This is a genomic window from Streptomyces sp. NPDC051214 (assembly GCF_040682375.1).
In the GTDB taxonomy this organism is placed as follows: domain Bacteria; phylum Actinomycetota; class Actinomycetes; order Streptomycetales; family Streptomycetaceae; genus Streptomyces.
On sequence record NZ_JBFBAT010000005.1, the window covers coordinates 231,003 to 245,024 of the forward strand.

General features: G+C 71.8%; 13 protein-coding genes. 10 read left to right on the forward strand and 3 right to left on the reverse strand.

Translation table 11 applies throughout. From position 1 onward, the window contains the following. Positions 1–2: 2 nt before the first annotated feature. The gene (locus tag AB0M70_RS14955) at positions 3–1,049 is read left to right on the forward strand and encodes an ABC transporter ATP-binding protein (RefSeq protein WP_365820200.1); all 1,047 of its coding nucleotides are present in this window, start codon (positions 3–5) and stop codon (positions 1,047–1,049) included. Then, entirely contained in the window at positions 1,036–2,175 is a 1,140-nt protein-coding gene (locus AB0M70_RS14960; protein WP_365820202.1) for a dipeptide ABC transporter ATP-binding protein, read from the forward strand. The genes AB0M70_RS14955 and AB0M70_RS14960 overlap by 14 nt, the downstream gene beginning before the upstream one ends. Positions 2,176–2,555: 380 nt before the next feature. Here AB0M70_RS14960 and AB0M70_RS14965 read toward each other — a convergent pair whose 3' ends face one another. After that, the gene (locus tag AB0M70_RS14965) at positions 2,556–4,733 is read right to left on the reverse strand and encodes a prolyl oligopeptidase family serine peptidase (protein ID WP_365820204.1); all 2,178 of its coding nucleotides are present in this window, start codon (positions 4,731–4,733) and stop codon (positions 2,556–2,558) included. Positions 4,734–4,882: 149 nt separating this feature from the next. On the opposite strand from AB0M70_RS14965, the gene AB0M70_RS14970 reads away from it, so the two are divergent. From AB0M70_RS14970 to AB0M70_RS15005, 8 genes are all read left to right on the forward strand, one after another. Then, positions 4,883–5,077, forward strand: a complete 195-nt coding sequence (locus AB0M70_RS14970) for a hypothetical protein (RefSeq protein WP_344521425.1) — start codon at positions 4,883–4,885, stop codon at positions 5,075–5,077. Between the two features lie 52 nt (positions 5,078–5,129). After that, complete coding sequence (gene mshB / locus AB0M70_RS14975; RefSeq protein WP_365820206.1) at positions 5,130–6,059, forward strand: N-acetyl-1-D-myo-inositol-2-amino-2-deoxy-alpha-D-glucopyranoside deacetylase; 930 nt, start codon at positions 5,130–5,132, stop codon at positions 6,057–6,059. A gap of 107 nt (positions 6,060–6,166) precedes the next feature. Then, entirely contained in the window at positions 6,167–6,520 is a 354-nt protein-coding gene (locus AB0M70_RS14980) for a DUF6113 family protein (RefSeq protein ID WP_365820680.1), read from the forward strand. A gap of 170 nt (positions 6,521–6,690) precedes the next feature. After that, positions 6,691–8,874 carry a hypothetical protein gene (locus AB0M70_RS14985; protein ID WP_365820208.1) on the forward strand — a complete coding sequence of 728 codons (2,184 nt, stop codon included), beginning with the start codon at positions 6,691–6,693 and terminating at the stop codon, positions 8,872–8,874. 150 nt (positions 8,875–9,024) lie between these two features. After that, entirely contained in the window at positions 9,025–9,966 is a 942-nt protein-coding gene (locus AB0M70_RS14990) for an ABC transporter ATP-binding protein (RefSeq protein ID WP_365820210.1), read from the forward strand. Beyond that, complete coding sequence (locus tag AB0M70_RS14995) at positions 9,960–10,694, forward strand: ABC transporter permease (RefSeq protein WP_365820212.1); 735 nt, start codon at positions 9,960–9,962, stop codon at positions 10,692–10,694. Before AB0M70_RS14990 ends, AB0M70_RS14995 begins: the two co-directional genes overlap by 7 nt. 32 nt (positions 10,695–10,726) lie before the next feature. Continuing rightward, positions 10,727–11,947 (forward strand): sensor histidine kinase, encoded by a 1,221-nt coding sequence (locus AB0M70_RS15000; RefSeq protein WP_365820681.1) that lies wholly within the window; start codon positions 10,727–10,729, stop codon positions 11,945–11,947. Continuing rightward, positions 11,944–12,573, forward strand: a complete 630-nt coding sequence (locus AB0M70_RS15005; RefSeq protein WP_365820214.1) for a response regulator transcription factor — start codon at positions 11,944–11,946, stop codon at positions 12,571–12,573. The genes AB0M70_RS15000 and AB0M70_RS15005 overlap by 4 nt, the downstream gene beginning before the upstream one ends. A gap of 18 nt (positions 12,574–12,591) precedes the next feature. On the opposite strand, the gene AB0M70_RS15010 is transcribed toward AB0M70_RS15005, so the two are convergent. Further along, positions 12,592–13,446: a transglutaminase-like domain-containing protein gene (locus AB0M70_RS15010; protein WP_365820216.1), complete on the reverse strand. Its 855-nt coding sequence runs from the start codon at positions 13,444–13,446 to the stop codon at positions 12,592–12,594. A 69-nt stretch (positions 13,447–13,515) separates the two neighbouring features. Beyond that, positions 13,516–13,980: a DUF2000 domain-containing protein gene (locus AB0M70_RS15015; protein ID WP_365820218.1), complete on the reverse strand. Its 465-nt coding sequence runs from the start codon at positions 13,978–13,980 to the stop codon at positions 13,516–13,518. Between the last annotated feature and the right edge of the window lie 42 nt (positions 13,981–14,022).

Here is a 14,022-nt window from a genome sequence, read left to right on the forward strand (position 1 = left end):
CCATGGCAACCGTGGCATCCCAGGCCCCGGGGGGCTCCACCCCGGGGGCGTCCAAGCTGCTCGAAGTGCGCGACCTGCACGTGGAGTTCCGGACCAGGGACGGCGTCGCCAAGGCCGTCAACGGCGTCGACTACACCGTCAGCGAGGGCGAGACGCTCGCCGTGCTCGGCGAGTCCGGTTCCGGCAAGTCCGTGACCGCGCAGGCCATCATGGGCATCCTCGACATGCCGCCCGGAAAGATCACCGCCGGCGAGATCCTCTTCAAGGGCCAGGACCTCCTCAAGCTCAAGGCGGAGGAGCGGCGCAGGACACGCGGCGCCGGAATGGCGATGATCTTCCAGGACGCCCTGTCGTCACTGAACCCCGTGGTCAGCGTCGGCCAGCAACTCGGCGAGATGTACGTCGTCCACCAGGGGATGTCCCGCAAGGACGCCAGGGCCAAGGCCGTCGAGCTGATGGACCGGGTGCGCATCCCGGCGGCCAAGGAACGCGTCGGGCAGTATCCGCACCAGTTCAGCGGCGGCATGCGCCAGCGCATCATGATCGCCATGGCGATGGCGCTCGAACCCTCGCTGATCATCGCCGACGAACCGACCACCGCCCTGGACGTGACCGTGCAGGCCCAGGTGATGGAGCTCCTCGCCGAGCTCCAGCGCGAGCTGCACATGGGCCTGATCCTGATCACCCACGACCTGGGCGTCGTGGCGGACGTCGCCGACAACATCGCCGTCATGTACGCGGGCCGCATCGTCGAGAAGGCCCCCGTCCACGAGATCTACAAGGCGCCGGCGCACCCGTACACGCGCGGTCTGCTCGAGTCGATTCCCCGGCTCGACCAGAAGGGCCAGGAGCTCTACGCGATCAAGGGCCTGCCGCCCAACCTCATGAACATCCCGCCGGGTTGCGCCTTCAACCCCCGCTGCCCGATGGCACGGGACGTGTGCAGGACCGACGAGCCGCCGCTCTACGAAGTGGCCTACGAAGGCCTGGCCGCCGACCGCCGGAGCGCCTGCCACTTCTGGAAGGAGACGCTCGATGCCGCACGGTGAGCACATCAGCAAGAAGCAGCTCGAGGACGAGGGCGAGACCGCACGGCAGCTGTTGCACAAGGCGCGGGCGGAGCACGAGTTCGCCGCGCACGGCTCGGCGTCGGGCCGCGAGCCGATCCTCCAGGTGAGGGGCCTGGTCAAGCACTACCCGCTCACCCAGGGCATCGTCATCCGCAGGCAGATCGGCGCGGTCAAGGCCGTCGACGGCGTCGACTTCGACCTCGGGCACGGCGAGACGCTCGGCATCGTGGGGGAGTCCGGCTGCGGCAAGTCGACGGTCGCCAAGATGCTGGTCAACCTGGAGCGGCCGACGGCGGGCGAGATCCGCTACAAGGGCGAGGACATCAGCAAGCTGTCCGGGCGGGCGCTGAAGGCCGTGCGGCGCAACATCCAGATGGTCTTCCAGGACCCCTACACCTCGCTGAATCCCCGTATGACGGTCGGCGACATCATCGGGGAGCCGTACGAGATCCATCCGGAGGTCGCGCCGAAGGGCTCGCGGCGGCAGAAGGTGCGGGAGCTGCTGGATGTGGTCGGTCTCAACCCCGAGTACATCAACCGCTATCCGCACCAGTTCTCCGGCGGCCAGCGCCAGCGCATCGGGATCGCGCGGGGTCTTGCGCTGCGGCCCGAGATCATCGTGGCGGACGAGCCGGTGTCGGCGCTCGACGTCTCGGTCCAGGCTCAGGTGGTGAACCTGCTCGACCAACTCCAGAACGAGTTCGATCTCTCGTACGTGTTCATCGCGCACGACCTGTCGATCGTGCGGCACATCTCCGACCGGGTCGGGGTGATGTACCTGGGGCGGATCGTCGAGATCGGCTCCGATGCGGAGATCTACGAGCATCCGACGCATCCGTACACGCAGGCGTTGCTGTCCGCTGTGCCGGTGCCCGACCCTGAGGCCCGCGAGCACCGGGAGCGGATCATTCTCTCCGGGGACGTGCCGTCGCCCGCCAATCCGCCCTCGGGGTGCCGGTTTCGTACGCGGTGCTGGAAGGCGAGGGAGCGGTGTGCCTTGGAGGTGCCGGCGTTGGCCGTTCCCGCGGAGTTCCGCTACGAAGAGGGACCCGCCGCCCACGACTCGGCGTGCCACTTCGCGGAGGAGAAACAGGTGGTGCCGTAGGGGGGGCGGGGTTCAGGCGTTCCCTGCGGGGCTCTCCCCAATCCCACCCCTTCCCGGCTGTGACATTTGCGGCTCCGCCGCGCAGGGGCTCCGCCCCAGACCCCGCTCCTCAAACGCCGGAGGGGCTGAAAGAACTAGCCCGTCCGGCGTTTGAGGACGAGCTCGGCGCAGCCGGTGATGACGGCACCCAAGGCCCCCGCGCCAGAGCGGGTTTTCGGGAAGGGGCGGGGTTGGGGACGAAGCCTGTTCGTGCTTTACACGCGGGCAATCGCACCGTCGCGCCGGCGATATACGCCCCCGGCAGGCTAAGCCCCGTACGGCCGTGCGGGTGCCGTAGGTCGGCCGGGGCAAGCCATGTCGCCCCGGCCGATCGCCCGCGCTTAGGACAGCCCCAGCGACCTCTTCAAGAAGTCCACCTGCAGCAGCAGCAAGTTCTCCGCCACCTGTTCCTGCGGAGTCATGTGCGTGACCCCCGACAGGGGCAGAACCTCGTGGGGGCGCCCCGCGGCCAGCAGCGCTGACGACAGGCGCAACGCGTGCGCCACCACCACGTTGTCGTCCGCGAGGCCGTGCACGATCATCAGCGGCCGGTGCGGGGCCTCCGGAGCCACCAGGCCCTCCTCGGTGACGAGGGAGCTCAGGGCGTACGGCGCCGGGTCGGCGACGGGATCGCCCAGGTACCGCTCCGTGTAGTGCGTGTCGTACAGCTGCCAGTCCGTCACCGGCGCCCCCGCGACGCCCGCGTGGAAGACGTCGGGGCGGCGAAGGACCGCGAGCCCGGCGAGGTAACCGCCGTAGGACCAGCCCCGGATGGCGACCCGGGAGAGGTCGAGGGGGAACGAATCCGCGAGGCCCTGGAGCGCGTCCACCTGGTCGTCCAGGGTCAGGGTGAAGTCCCGGCGGATCTCCTTCTCCCAGGCGGGAGAGCGCCCCGGAGTACCGCGGCCGTCCGCGACGATCACCGCGAAGCCCTGGTCGGCGAACCACTGGGACGTGAGGTACGGATTGTGGGCGGCGACGACCCGCTGTCCGTGCGGACCGCCGTACGGATCGAGGAGCACCGGCAGGGGCCCCGAACCCTCCACGTAGTCCGTGGGGAGCAGGACGGCGCACGGGATCTTGCGTGCGCCCCCTTCGGTCAGCGTCACGCGCGGCGTGAGCTCCGGATGCCGCGCGTACGAGGCGACGGTCGCCACTTGCTTGCCGTCGCGCAGTACCTGGACGCGTGAGCCCGGCTGGTCGAGCGTGGCCGTCACGAGGACCGTGAGGCCTCCCGAGCGGACCGCCGAGTGCACCCCGGGCTCGGTCGAGACACGCTCGACGCCCAGTTCGTTGACCCGGTAGACGTGCACCTCTCCGGTCTCCGGGGCCGCCGCTGCCGCACCCGCCGACGCCGAGATCAGCACGTCGTCGTCCGCCACGTCGAGCACGGCGCGGACGTGCAGCTGCGGGCCCGTCAGGGGGCGTTCGCCCACCGCGAGGACCCGAGCGCCGCCCTCGTCCACGATCCGGACCAGTCGTCCGCTGGGGGACCAGGACGGGGCGCCGGGGAAGAGCTCCAGCCACTGCGGGTCCTCTTCCGCGTGCACCATGCGGGTCGAGCCGTCGTCCGGGTCCACCGCCAGGTAGAGCTGGCTGAGCTGGTCCCTGGACTGGACGAGGAGCAGCGGCGCACCGGCCGACGACCAGTGCACGCGCGCCAGATAGGGGTAGCGGGCGCGGTCCCACATCACCTCGGTGCGGGCGCCGTCCAGGGTCACGACGAACAGGCGCACGTCCGCGTTGGCCGTGCCCGCCGCCGGGTACGCGACCCGGGAGGGCTCCGTCTCCGGGTGCGCGGGATCGGCGATCCACCAGCGCCGTACGGGAGCGTCGTCGGCGCGTGCGACCAGGAGCCGGTCCGACTCCGGCGACCACCAGAAACCCCGCGAACGCTGCATCTCCTCGGCCGCGATGAACTCCGCGAGGCCGTACGTCACGGTCTCCTTCTCGACGGAGTCCGGCTCGGGCGCCACCAGGGCCCGGTCGCCTTCCCCGTCGGCGCCCGTTACCCGCAGGGCGCCCCCGGCGACGTACGCGATGTGGCGGCCGTCGGGGGAGGGGCGCGGGTCGATCACCGGTGCGGGGGCGGGCAGTTCACGTGCCGTGCCCACGCGAAGCTCCGCGGCGAAGAGGCGTCCGGAGAGGGCGAAGGCGGCGAGTTCCACCGCCGCGTCCGTCGCGTAACCCACGATGCCCGCGCCGCCCTCGCGGCTGCGCTCGCGGCGGGCGCGCTCCGCGGCGGAGAGGCGCTCGACCGCGCCCTTCAGGAGGGCATCGGGGTCGGCCGCGACACGCTCGGTGACGCCGTCCGCCAGGTCCAGGACCCAGAGTTGGTTCGCCCTGTCCGTGCCGGACGACGAGCGCAGGAAGGCGACGCGGGACCCGTCCGGCGCCACCGTGAACGCGCGGGGCGCACCGAGAGTGAAGCGTTGCGTGCGGGCGTGCAGGCGGGGGAAGGAGAGCCGCTGCGCGTGACTCTCGGCGGGCCCGGCGGTTCCGGGCGTCTCGGTGGTCATCCCCCGAGCCTATGGGGCATGCGCCCCCTTGTGCTGCCGTGCTCCGACTCATGCGGACCCACGGATAGTTATGATCCGTAGCGCTTAGTGGGTATGTACCTGCTGGCGTCCGCACTGGTGCAGGGTCTGGGACTTGGAGGTGAGCCGCCGTGGCACTCTCGATTTCGGCGGTGGTGCTGCTGGCGATCATTGTCTTCTTGCTGGTCAAGAAGTCAGGGTTGAAAGCGGGCCACATGATCGTCTGTGTCTTGCTCGGCTTCTATCTGGCGAGTTCCTCCATCGCCCCGACCATCAACGAGCTGACGACGAACGTGGCGGGGATGATCGGCGACATCAAGTTCTGATCCGTGCGCAGCACGTTCTGATCAGTGCGCGGGGTGCTCGTAGGGTGGTCCCATGACGGAACTGCCCGCCCGGCGTCTGCTGCTCGTGCACGCGCACCCCGACGACGAGTCGATCAACAATGGCGCGACGATGGCCAAGTACGTGGCCGAAGGCGCCCATGTCACGTTGGTGACGTGCACGCTGGGCGAGGAGGGCGAGGTCATCCCGCCCGGCCTCGCCCATCTCGCGCCCGACCGCGAGGACGCGCTCGGCCCGCAGCGCATCGGTGAGCTGGCCGCCGCGATGAAGCAGCTCGGCGTCGCCGACCACCGCTTCCTCGGCGGCACCGGCCGCTACCGCGACTCCGGGATGATGGGCGTCGAGCAGAACCACCGTGCGGGCGCCTTCTGGTCCGCCGATCTCGACGACGCCGCCGCGCACCTCGTCGAGGTGATCCGCGAGGTGCGCCCCCAGGTGCTCGTGACGTACGACCCGGACGGCGGATACGGCCACCCCGATCACATCCAGGCCCACCGCGTCGCGATGCGCGCGGCGGACCTCGCGGCCGAGAGCGCCTTCCGCGCGGATCTTGGCGAACCTCACACCATCGCCAAGATCTACTGGAACCGTGCGCCGCGTTCCGTCGTCGAAGAGCGGTTCCGGTGGATGGAGGGGGCCCTGCGGCACTCACCGTTCACGACCCCCGGCGTGGTCGCGGACGTGCCCGGTGTGACGGACGACGAGCGGATCACGGCGGAGATCGACGGGACCGCCTTCGCCCCGGCGAAGGCGGCGGCGATGCGCGCGCACGCCACGCAGATCGAGGTGCAGGGACCGCTCTTCGTCCTGTCGAACGGGCTCGCGCAGCCGATCTTCGATGTGGAGTACTACGAGCTGGTGCGAGGAGGAAGCGGTGCGATGGACGGCGAACGTGAGACCGATCTGTTCGCGGGACTCGCGGACGCGGGGCCCGAGAAGCTCGAAGGGGTGACGACGCCGTGAGTACTCGTTCCCGCGCCACGTCGCCGTCGTCGCCGGCCTCCGGCTCGTCGTCCGCCGCGTCCCCGCCGGGCGGCAGCGCCCTCGCGCAGCCGCCGAACTTCGGCCGCATCGCCTCGTACGGAGGCCTCTTCGTGCTGGGAGCGGTCGTCGGCACCGCGGGCGCACTCGTCCAAGGGGCCTGGTTCCCGGGCGGGTTGCTGCTCGCGCTCCTCGGGGCCGCGGGGCTCTTCCACGGAGGGGCGCGTGCCGTCGGCACCAGAGCGGGGGCGGTCGCGCCGGCGGCGGGCTGGCTCGTATCCGTCATGCTGCTCACGGCCAGCCGGCCCGAGGGGGACTTCCTCTTCGGGGCGGGACTCGGCTCGTACGCCTACCTGCTGGGCGGGATGGCGGTCGCTGTGATGTGTGCCACCCTCGGACAGCGACCGCAACCAGGCGGGCCCGCCGCCCGACTTGGCAAGTGACGTACCACTTCAACCCGTGTCCCGCACGGGTTTGACGGCGGTCACAGGATGAGTGCCGACGGCGGCCAGTATGGTGGTGCGCGCCGCCGAGCCTCCCCCAGCCTCCGGCCGGAGGGAATTTCCTTCCGCGCGGGGAGCACGGGCGGCGGAGCCAACCGGGAGAACCTGCCTTGAGTCGTGAAACTGACAGTTCGTCCTCCGGGCCCCAGGGGCGCGGTGGAGCCGCTTACCCCTCGGGGACGCCGCCGTACGGCTCCCCCGCTCAGGGTGCGTCGGACGGCGCCGTGGACGGCGCGCAGCGGCAGGCCGCCGAGGAGCGGCCCGACGAGCCCAAGACCGAGACCACGCTGACCACGCGTATCCGGATCAACATCCCCGGGTCGCGGCCCATCCCACCGGTCGTCATGCGCACGCCCGTCACGGACAGCGACCCCGGCGCCTCACGCCCGCTGGACGGGGGCCGCGCGGCGGCCGACGCCGGGGACGGCGCCGGGCGCCAGGGATCCGCCAACGGCGCGGGCGGACCCGGTTCCGCCGGGCTTCCCGCATCGGGCTCCGCGCCCGCGGGGCCTGCCGCCGCCGGGCCCTCGTCGCCCTCCGCTCCGGCGGAGGAGAAGACGAGCGACTGGTTCGCGCCGCGCAAGAGCGGTCCGGCGACGAACGGCGGGAACCCCGCCCCCAATTCCGGCAATTCGGGCGGCAGTGGCTCCGGTGCGGGTACGGGCTCCTTCGACGTGTCCGGCGCCGTGGCGGCCGGTCCGCTCGGCACGGGTGCGCCGCAGGGCGGCGACCCGCAGCGCGGGGACCTGCCGTACTTCTCCGGAAATGCCGCCGGTGACGGCGGCCGTGGTCCTTCGGGGCCGACCGGCGGACCGGTGACCGGCGAAGGGCCGCTGGCGCCGAAGCCCGCCGATCCGTCGCACCCGGCGAACCAGGCCAACCCGGCGGGCCGGGCGAACCCGATGGCGGCCCCGAATCAGGGCGGACCCGGCAATCCCGGCAATACCGGCAGTCAGGGCAATCCCGGCAATCGCCCCAACCCGGCCAATCCCGCGGCCCGTTCGGGCGCCGGCGCCGGAGCCCCCGTGATGGGCGACGACACCGCCATCCTCACGCCGCAGAAGGCGGGCCCGCTCCAGGGCCCCGGCGGCGGCCCGCGGCCCCCCGTGGCGGGCGGTCCGGTGCCCGGTGGCCCCGGCTCCATCCCGGGCGGCCCGAGCGCGCCCTCTCCGGGGACCAACGTCTCCGGTGACACCCTGACCAGCGGCATCCCCGTGGTGCCGCCCGCGCAGAACTCGCCGTTCGCCACGGCCCCGCAGGCCGACGGGCCCGTGCCGCACACCCCGCCCAAGCTGCCCGAGCCGGTGCAGCCGAACGTGCCCGTCGCCGCGGCTGCGCCCAAGAAGAAGGGGCGCAACAAGCTCGTTCTCGTGGCCGTCGCCGTGGTCGTCGTGGCCTGCGGTGCGTACGGCGCGGGGCTGTTGATGAACCACGCCGACGTGCCCAAGGGCACCACCGCGCTCGGCGTCGACATCGGCGGCGGCACGCGTGACGAGGCCGTCAAGAAGCTCGACGCGCAGATCGGTGAGCGCGTCGCCAAGCCCCTGAAGCTGTCGGTCGACGGCGAGACGGTCACGCTCAGCCCCGACCAGGCGGGCCTGACCCTGGACAGCCAGGCGACCGTCCGCGAGGCCGCGGGCAGCGACTACAACCCCGTCTCGGTGATCGGCTCGCTCTTCGGCGGTGCGCGCGTCGCCGAGCCCGTCATGCCCGTGGACGAGGAGAAGCTGGCGGCCGCCCTGGAGCGCGCCGCGGGCGGCTCCGGCTCGGCCAAGGAGGGCACGGTCAAGTTCGTGCCCGGCAAGGCCGTCCCCGTGTACGGCAAGGCGGGCAACGGCATCGACGTCGCCGCGTCGACGAAGGCCGTCTCGGAGGCGTACAAGAGGCAGGTCGAGAACGGCAGCGCCGGCACCGTCGAGCTGCCCGTCACGACCCGCAAGCCGACCGTTCCCAACGCCGAGGTCGACAAGTTCATGACGCGCTTCGCGAAGCCCGCCATGTCGGCCAACGTCACGATCAAGGCGGGCAATGCGTCGATCCCGTTCGGCCCGGCGAAGTCGCTGCCGAAGGTACTCGAGACGAAGGTGCTCAAGAACGGCACGCTCCAGGTGCACTACAACACCGTCGAGCTCAAGAAGCTCTACGGCAACGTCTTCGACGGCATCCTGATCCAGCGCGGCAACGGCGACAAGACGCCGGTCCAGCCGACGGACGTGGCCGCCGCGATGAACAAGGCGCTGATCGGCAAGACGCCGGCGGAGCGGATCGGTGTGATCGAGACGAACGCGAGCTGATCCCCGTACGCACCCGGAGGCCGGGCGGCTCACGTCAGTGATCCGTCCGGCCTCCGGCAGGTAAGAGCGCGACGGCATGACATCTGTCATCCCGGACCCAACACACACGACACTGCCGCCGTGCCCCCGCCCCCGGCGACGATGGGGCGCATGACGACGACCGCAGCACCGCCCGCCACCGCGGTGAGCTTCGAGAACGTGACCAAGAGCTATGGGGACGTCCGCGCGGTGGACGCGCTCACGCTCGCCCTCCGCCCCGGCGAGACCGTCGCGCTCCTCGGGCCGAACGGCGCGGGCAAGTCCTCCACGCTCGACCTGCTCCTCGGCCTGCGGGACGCGGACAGCGGCACCGTGCGGGTCTTCGGCACGAGTCCGCGCCAGGCGATCACCGCGGGCCGGGTCGGCGCGATGCTGCAGAGCGGCGGCCTGATGGCGGAGGTCACCGTCCGCGAGCTGGTGCGGCTCGCCTGCGATCTGCACCCGAGGCCGCACCGCGCGGACGACGTGCTGGCGGCCGCGGGCCTCACCCAGCTCGCCGACCGGAAGGTCGACAAGCTGTCCGGCGGGCAGGAACAGCGTGTGCGATTCGCACTCGCGACCGCCGGAGCGAACGACCTGATCGTCCTCGACGAGCCGACCACGGGCATGGACGTCACCGCGCGCCAGGCTTTCTGGGCGACCATGCGCGAGCAGGCCCACCAGGGGCGCACGGTCCTGTTCGCCACGCACTACCTGGAAGAGGCCGACGCCATCGCGGACCGGGTCCTCGTCCTGCACCGCGGCCGACTCCTCGCGGACGGCACGGCCGCCGAGATCAAGGCGAGGGCAGGGGCACGCAGGATCTCCTTCGACCTCCCCGAGCTGGACGCCGCACTCGCGTCGCAGCTCGGCGCCCTGCCGTTCCTCACCGCCGTCGACGTCTCCGGCCAGTCCGTACGCCTGCGGTCGACGGACGCCGACGCCACCGTGCACGCGCTCTACGGGCTCGGACTTTACCCCCGCAACCTCGAGGTCGCGGGCCTCGGCCTGGAGCAGGCCTTCGTGGCGATCACCGCCGCCGAGGAGGCCAGGAAGGAGGCCGGAGCATGCTGATCAAGCTGGAGATCGTCCGCGCCCTGCGGAACAAGAAGTTCCTGTTCTTCTCGGTGATCTATCCGTCGATGCTCTTCCTGATCATCGCGGGCGGCCAGGACAGCAAGGAGATGGTGGGCGACACGGGCCTCGCGCTGCCCGCCTTCTTCATGGTGTCGATGGCCTCGTTCGGCGCCCTCACCGCCGTCCTCATGGGCAACAGCGAGCGCATCGCCAAGGAGCGCGAGAGCGGTTGGGTACGCCAACTGCGGCTGACGAGCCTGCCGGGGCGCGGCTACGTCATCGCGAAGACCGCGAGCGCCGCCGTGGTCAGCCTGCCGTCGATCGTCGTGGTGTTCGTGGTCGCCGCGGCCGTCAAGGACGTACGCATGGAAGCCTGGCAGTGGCTCGCCCTGACCGGCGCGATCTGGGCGGGCAGCCTCGTCTTCGCGGCGCTCGGCGTGGCCATCGGCTATCTCGCGACCGGCGACGTCGTGCGCCCGGTCACGATGATCGTGTACTTCGGGCTCTCCGTGCTCGGCGGCCTGTGGATGCCCACGGCGACCTTCCCGGGGTGGCTGAGCGACATCGCGACCTGGCTGCCGACCCATGCGTACGCTGCCCTCGGACAGGCCATCGAACTGGGCGAAGCCCCGCACGCGCAGGACGTCGTACTCCTCGTCGGGTACTTCGTCCTCTTCGCGGGCGGCGCGGCATGGCTGTACCGGAAGGACACATCGAAGGCGTGAGCGACACCGACCGCACCGAGCGGGCCCACCCGATGGACACCTTCGGGCATCCACCGGCCGGCCGCCGCCAGCTGCTGACCAAGGCGCTCTGGATCGGCATCTGGCTGGTCTTCCTCGCCGGTCCGGTGGAGGACCTGCTGGACGCGGACCGCGGGGCGGCGGTCACGGCGTTCGGCTGGCTCGGCCTCGCGGCCTTCGTGGTCTGCTATCTGACCCTGGTCTTCCGTTACACCTCCAGGGTGCTCGACTGGCGTGTGGTGCACGTGTCGTTCGGGGTGCTGCTCACGCTGGCGGTCGTCCTCTCGTTCGCCTTCGGCACGGCCTGGCTCGGGCTCTTCGTGTACGTGGCCGTGTCCGCCGGGGCCGTGCTGCCGCTGGGGTACGCCATGTGGGTCATCCCGGCCGTCACGGGCGTGATGATCGCGATCGGCCTGCGCACCGACAGCGTCGAGGACCTGCTCGGCAGCCTCGCCGTGCTGACCCTTCTGGTCGGCTTCGCGATGACCGGGGTGCGCCAGCTGGTGCGTACGACGATCCAGCTGCGCCAGGCACGGGCCACCGTCGCCCAACTGGCCGCGAACGAAGAGCGGTTGCGGCTCGCCCGCGATCTGCACGACCTCCTCGGCCACTCCCTCTCCCTCATCACCCTGAAGAGCGAGCTGGCCGGACGCATGCTCCCGGCCCACCCCGACAAGGCCGCCCAGCAGGTGGCCGACATCGAGCAGGTCAGCCGCCAGGCCCTGGTGGACGTGCGCGAGGCGGTCTCCGGCTACCGCAGGCGCACCCTCGCCGGTGAGCTGGCGGGCGCGCGCACGGCGCTGACCGCTGCCGGTGTCGAGGCCGACGTACCGCTCGAGGCGCCCGTCGTGCTGCCCGGCGAACAGGGCGAGACGGCGCTGGCCTGGGCGCTGCGCGAGGCGGTGACGAATGTCGTGCGGCACAGCGGTGCGCGCCGCTGCACGGTGGCGTTCACCGCACGGCACACCCTCGACGGGCCGGTGGTCGAGCTGACGGTGGAGGACGACGGCAGGGGCGGTTCCGGCGCCGCTCAGGGCAACGGCCTGGCGGGCCTGACCGAGCGGGTGGAGGCGGTCGGCGGTGTCCTCGACGTGGGCCCCGGCGTGCGCAGGGGCTTCCGGCTCACGGCGAGGGTGCCGCTCGAACCGGCGGCGCGGGCGGACGAAGACGCGGAGGCGGGGGAAGGCACCGGCGGGTCGGCTTCGGGATCTTCGGCTCTAGGATCCTCCGCATGAGGACGAACAGTGCGGGGCCCGCCGTCAGGGTGCTCCTCGCCGAGGACCAGTCGATGGTCCGCGAGGCACTGGCCGCGCTGCTCGGCCTGGAGCCGGACATCGAGGTGGTCGCGCAGGTGGCCCGCGGCGACGAGGTGCTGGCAGCGGCGCGCGAGCACACGGTGGACGTGGCGCTCCTCGACATCGAGATGCCCGGCCTGACGGGCATCGAGGCGGCGGCCGAACTTCACGCGGAGCTGCCGGAGGTGAAGATCGTGGTCCTCACCACCTTCGGCCGCCCCGGCTATCTCCGCAGCGCCATGGAGGCAGGCGCCGACGCCTTCCTGGTCAAGGACGCCCCCGCGGCCCAGCTCGCCGACGCGGTCCGCAAGGTCCTCGCGGGGGAGCGGGTCATCGACCCCACGCTCGCGGCGGCCGCGCTCGCCGGGGGCGCGAACCCACTGACCGACCGTGAGCGCGAGATCCTGCGGGCGGCCGCCGACGGCGCCACCAACGCCGAGCTGGCCACGGCCCTGCACCTCTCCGCGGGCACGGTCCGCAACTATCTCTCGACGGCCATCCAGAAGCTCGCCGTACGCAACCGCGCCGAGGCGGTCAAGGTGGCCCGCGACAAGGGCTGGCTCTGAACCACCCCCCGCCAGACCTCAGTTCAGCATCGCCCGCGCCCCGTGTGCCTCCTGCCGCAGCCGTGCCGCGGCCGCCTCGTCCGTCGCGGCCAGAGCGTCGGCGTACGTCTCGATCTCCACGGCGCCCGCCAGGAAATCGCCACGCTGCACCAGGAGTTGGGCGCGGTCGTAGTGCAGCCGGTCGGAGTGCGCGGGCAGCAGCAGGGAGAGTTCGACCGCCCAGAGCGCGACGTCCGAGCGCTCGGGCCGGGCCGCCGCCCACGCGCGGATGTTGTTGAGGACGCGCAGGACGATGTCCAGGGGCCCGGCGGGACTCAGCATCGACGGCACGAGCGGCGCCCCCGTGGCCCCGGCGACCAGCAACTCCGCGTCCATGGGGGTCAGTACGTCGCCGCCCGCGAAGGGATTGGCGAGGATCTGCTCGTCGTGGGTGCCGAAGCCGACCACGAAGTGGCCGGGCAGGGCCACCCCGTGGACGGGCACGCCCGCACGACGGGCGACCTCGATCCACACCACCGAGAGCAGGATGGGCAGGCCTCTGCGCCGTCGGAGCACCTCGTGCAGCAGTGCGGACCGCAGGTGCTGGTAGTCGCCGGGCCTGCCCTTGAAGCCGTAGCGCGCGCCGAGCAGGTCGGCGAGCGCGAGTGCCCAGGGCCGGGGGCCGCCGGCCCTGCCGGGCAGCCGCTCGGCCAGTTGGTCGGCCAGCTGGTCGGCGAGACGGTCGAGGACGCGCCGCGCCGCGCGCATGCCCGCGTCGTCGAGATCCGGGTCCGCCTCCGCGCCGATCAGCAGGCACAGCAGCGCGAGATCGGGCCGCGCCGCCCGTGCCTGATCGGCGAAGAGGCGTCGCCGTTCGGGGGATTGGGGGTGCATAGGTGCTTCGTGCCCTGCCGGGCCGATCGATAGCGCTCCGATCTCACCCCTTGGCCCCGGCCCCGTCGGTCAAGGGTGCATCCGGGCCCCTTTGAGGACCTTGTCGACCGCGTTGCGCGGACCGTGCACGAGGAGCCCCACCAGGTCGAGCTGATCCGTCGGCACGGCGCGCACCGCGGCCCGGTTGTCCCGGTCGTTGCCGGTGGTGAACAGGTCGGACGTGAACACCGCCCTCGGCAGCGAACGCGAGAGGGCGCGCTTGTGAGCGGCGCCCATGGTCTCCTTCGTCCCCTCGAAGACCAGGACGGGCTGGCGGATCATCGACAGGTAGGGGGTGCCGTCGGCGTCCTCGTACGGCTCGCCGATGACCTCGGGAGCCGCCGTGCCGAGCCCGCTGACCAGGAACGCGGTCACGTTGAGGCGCTGCCAGGGCTCCAGGTCGTCACGGAGCAGGACGGCGATCTTCGTGTCGAAGCGGACGGGGGCCTCGTCCGCCGTCGCGGCGGCGGTTTCTGTCTCAGCGGTGGTTCTCATGCACTGAGACTGCCGAGTGGACCGCCGCCACGTCTTGTACGT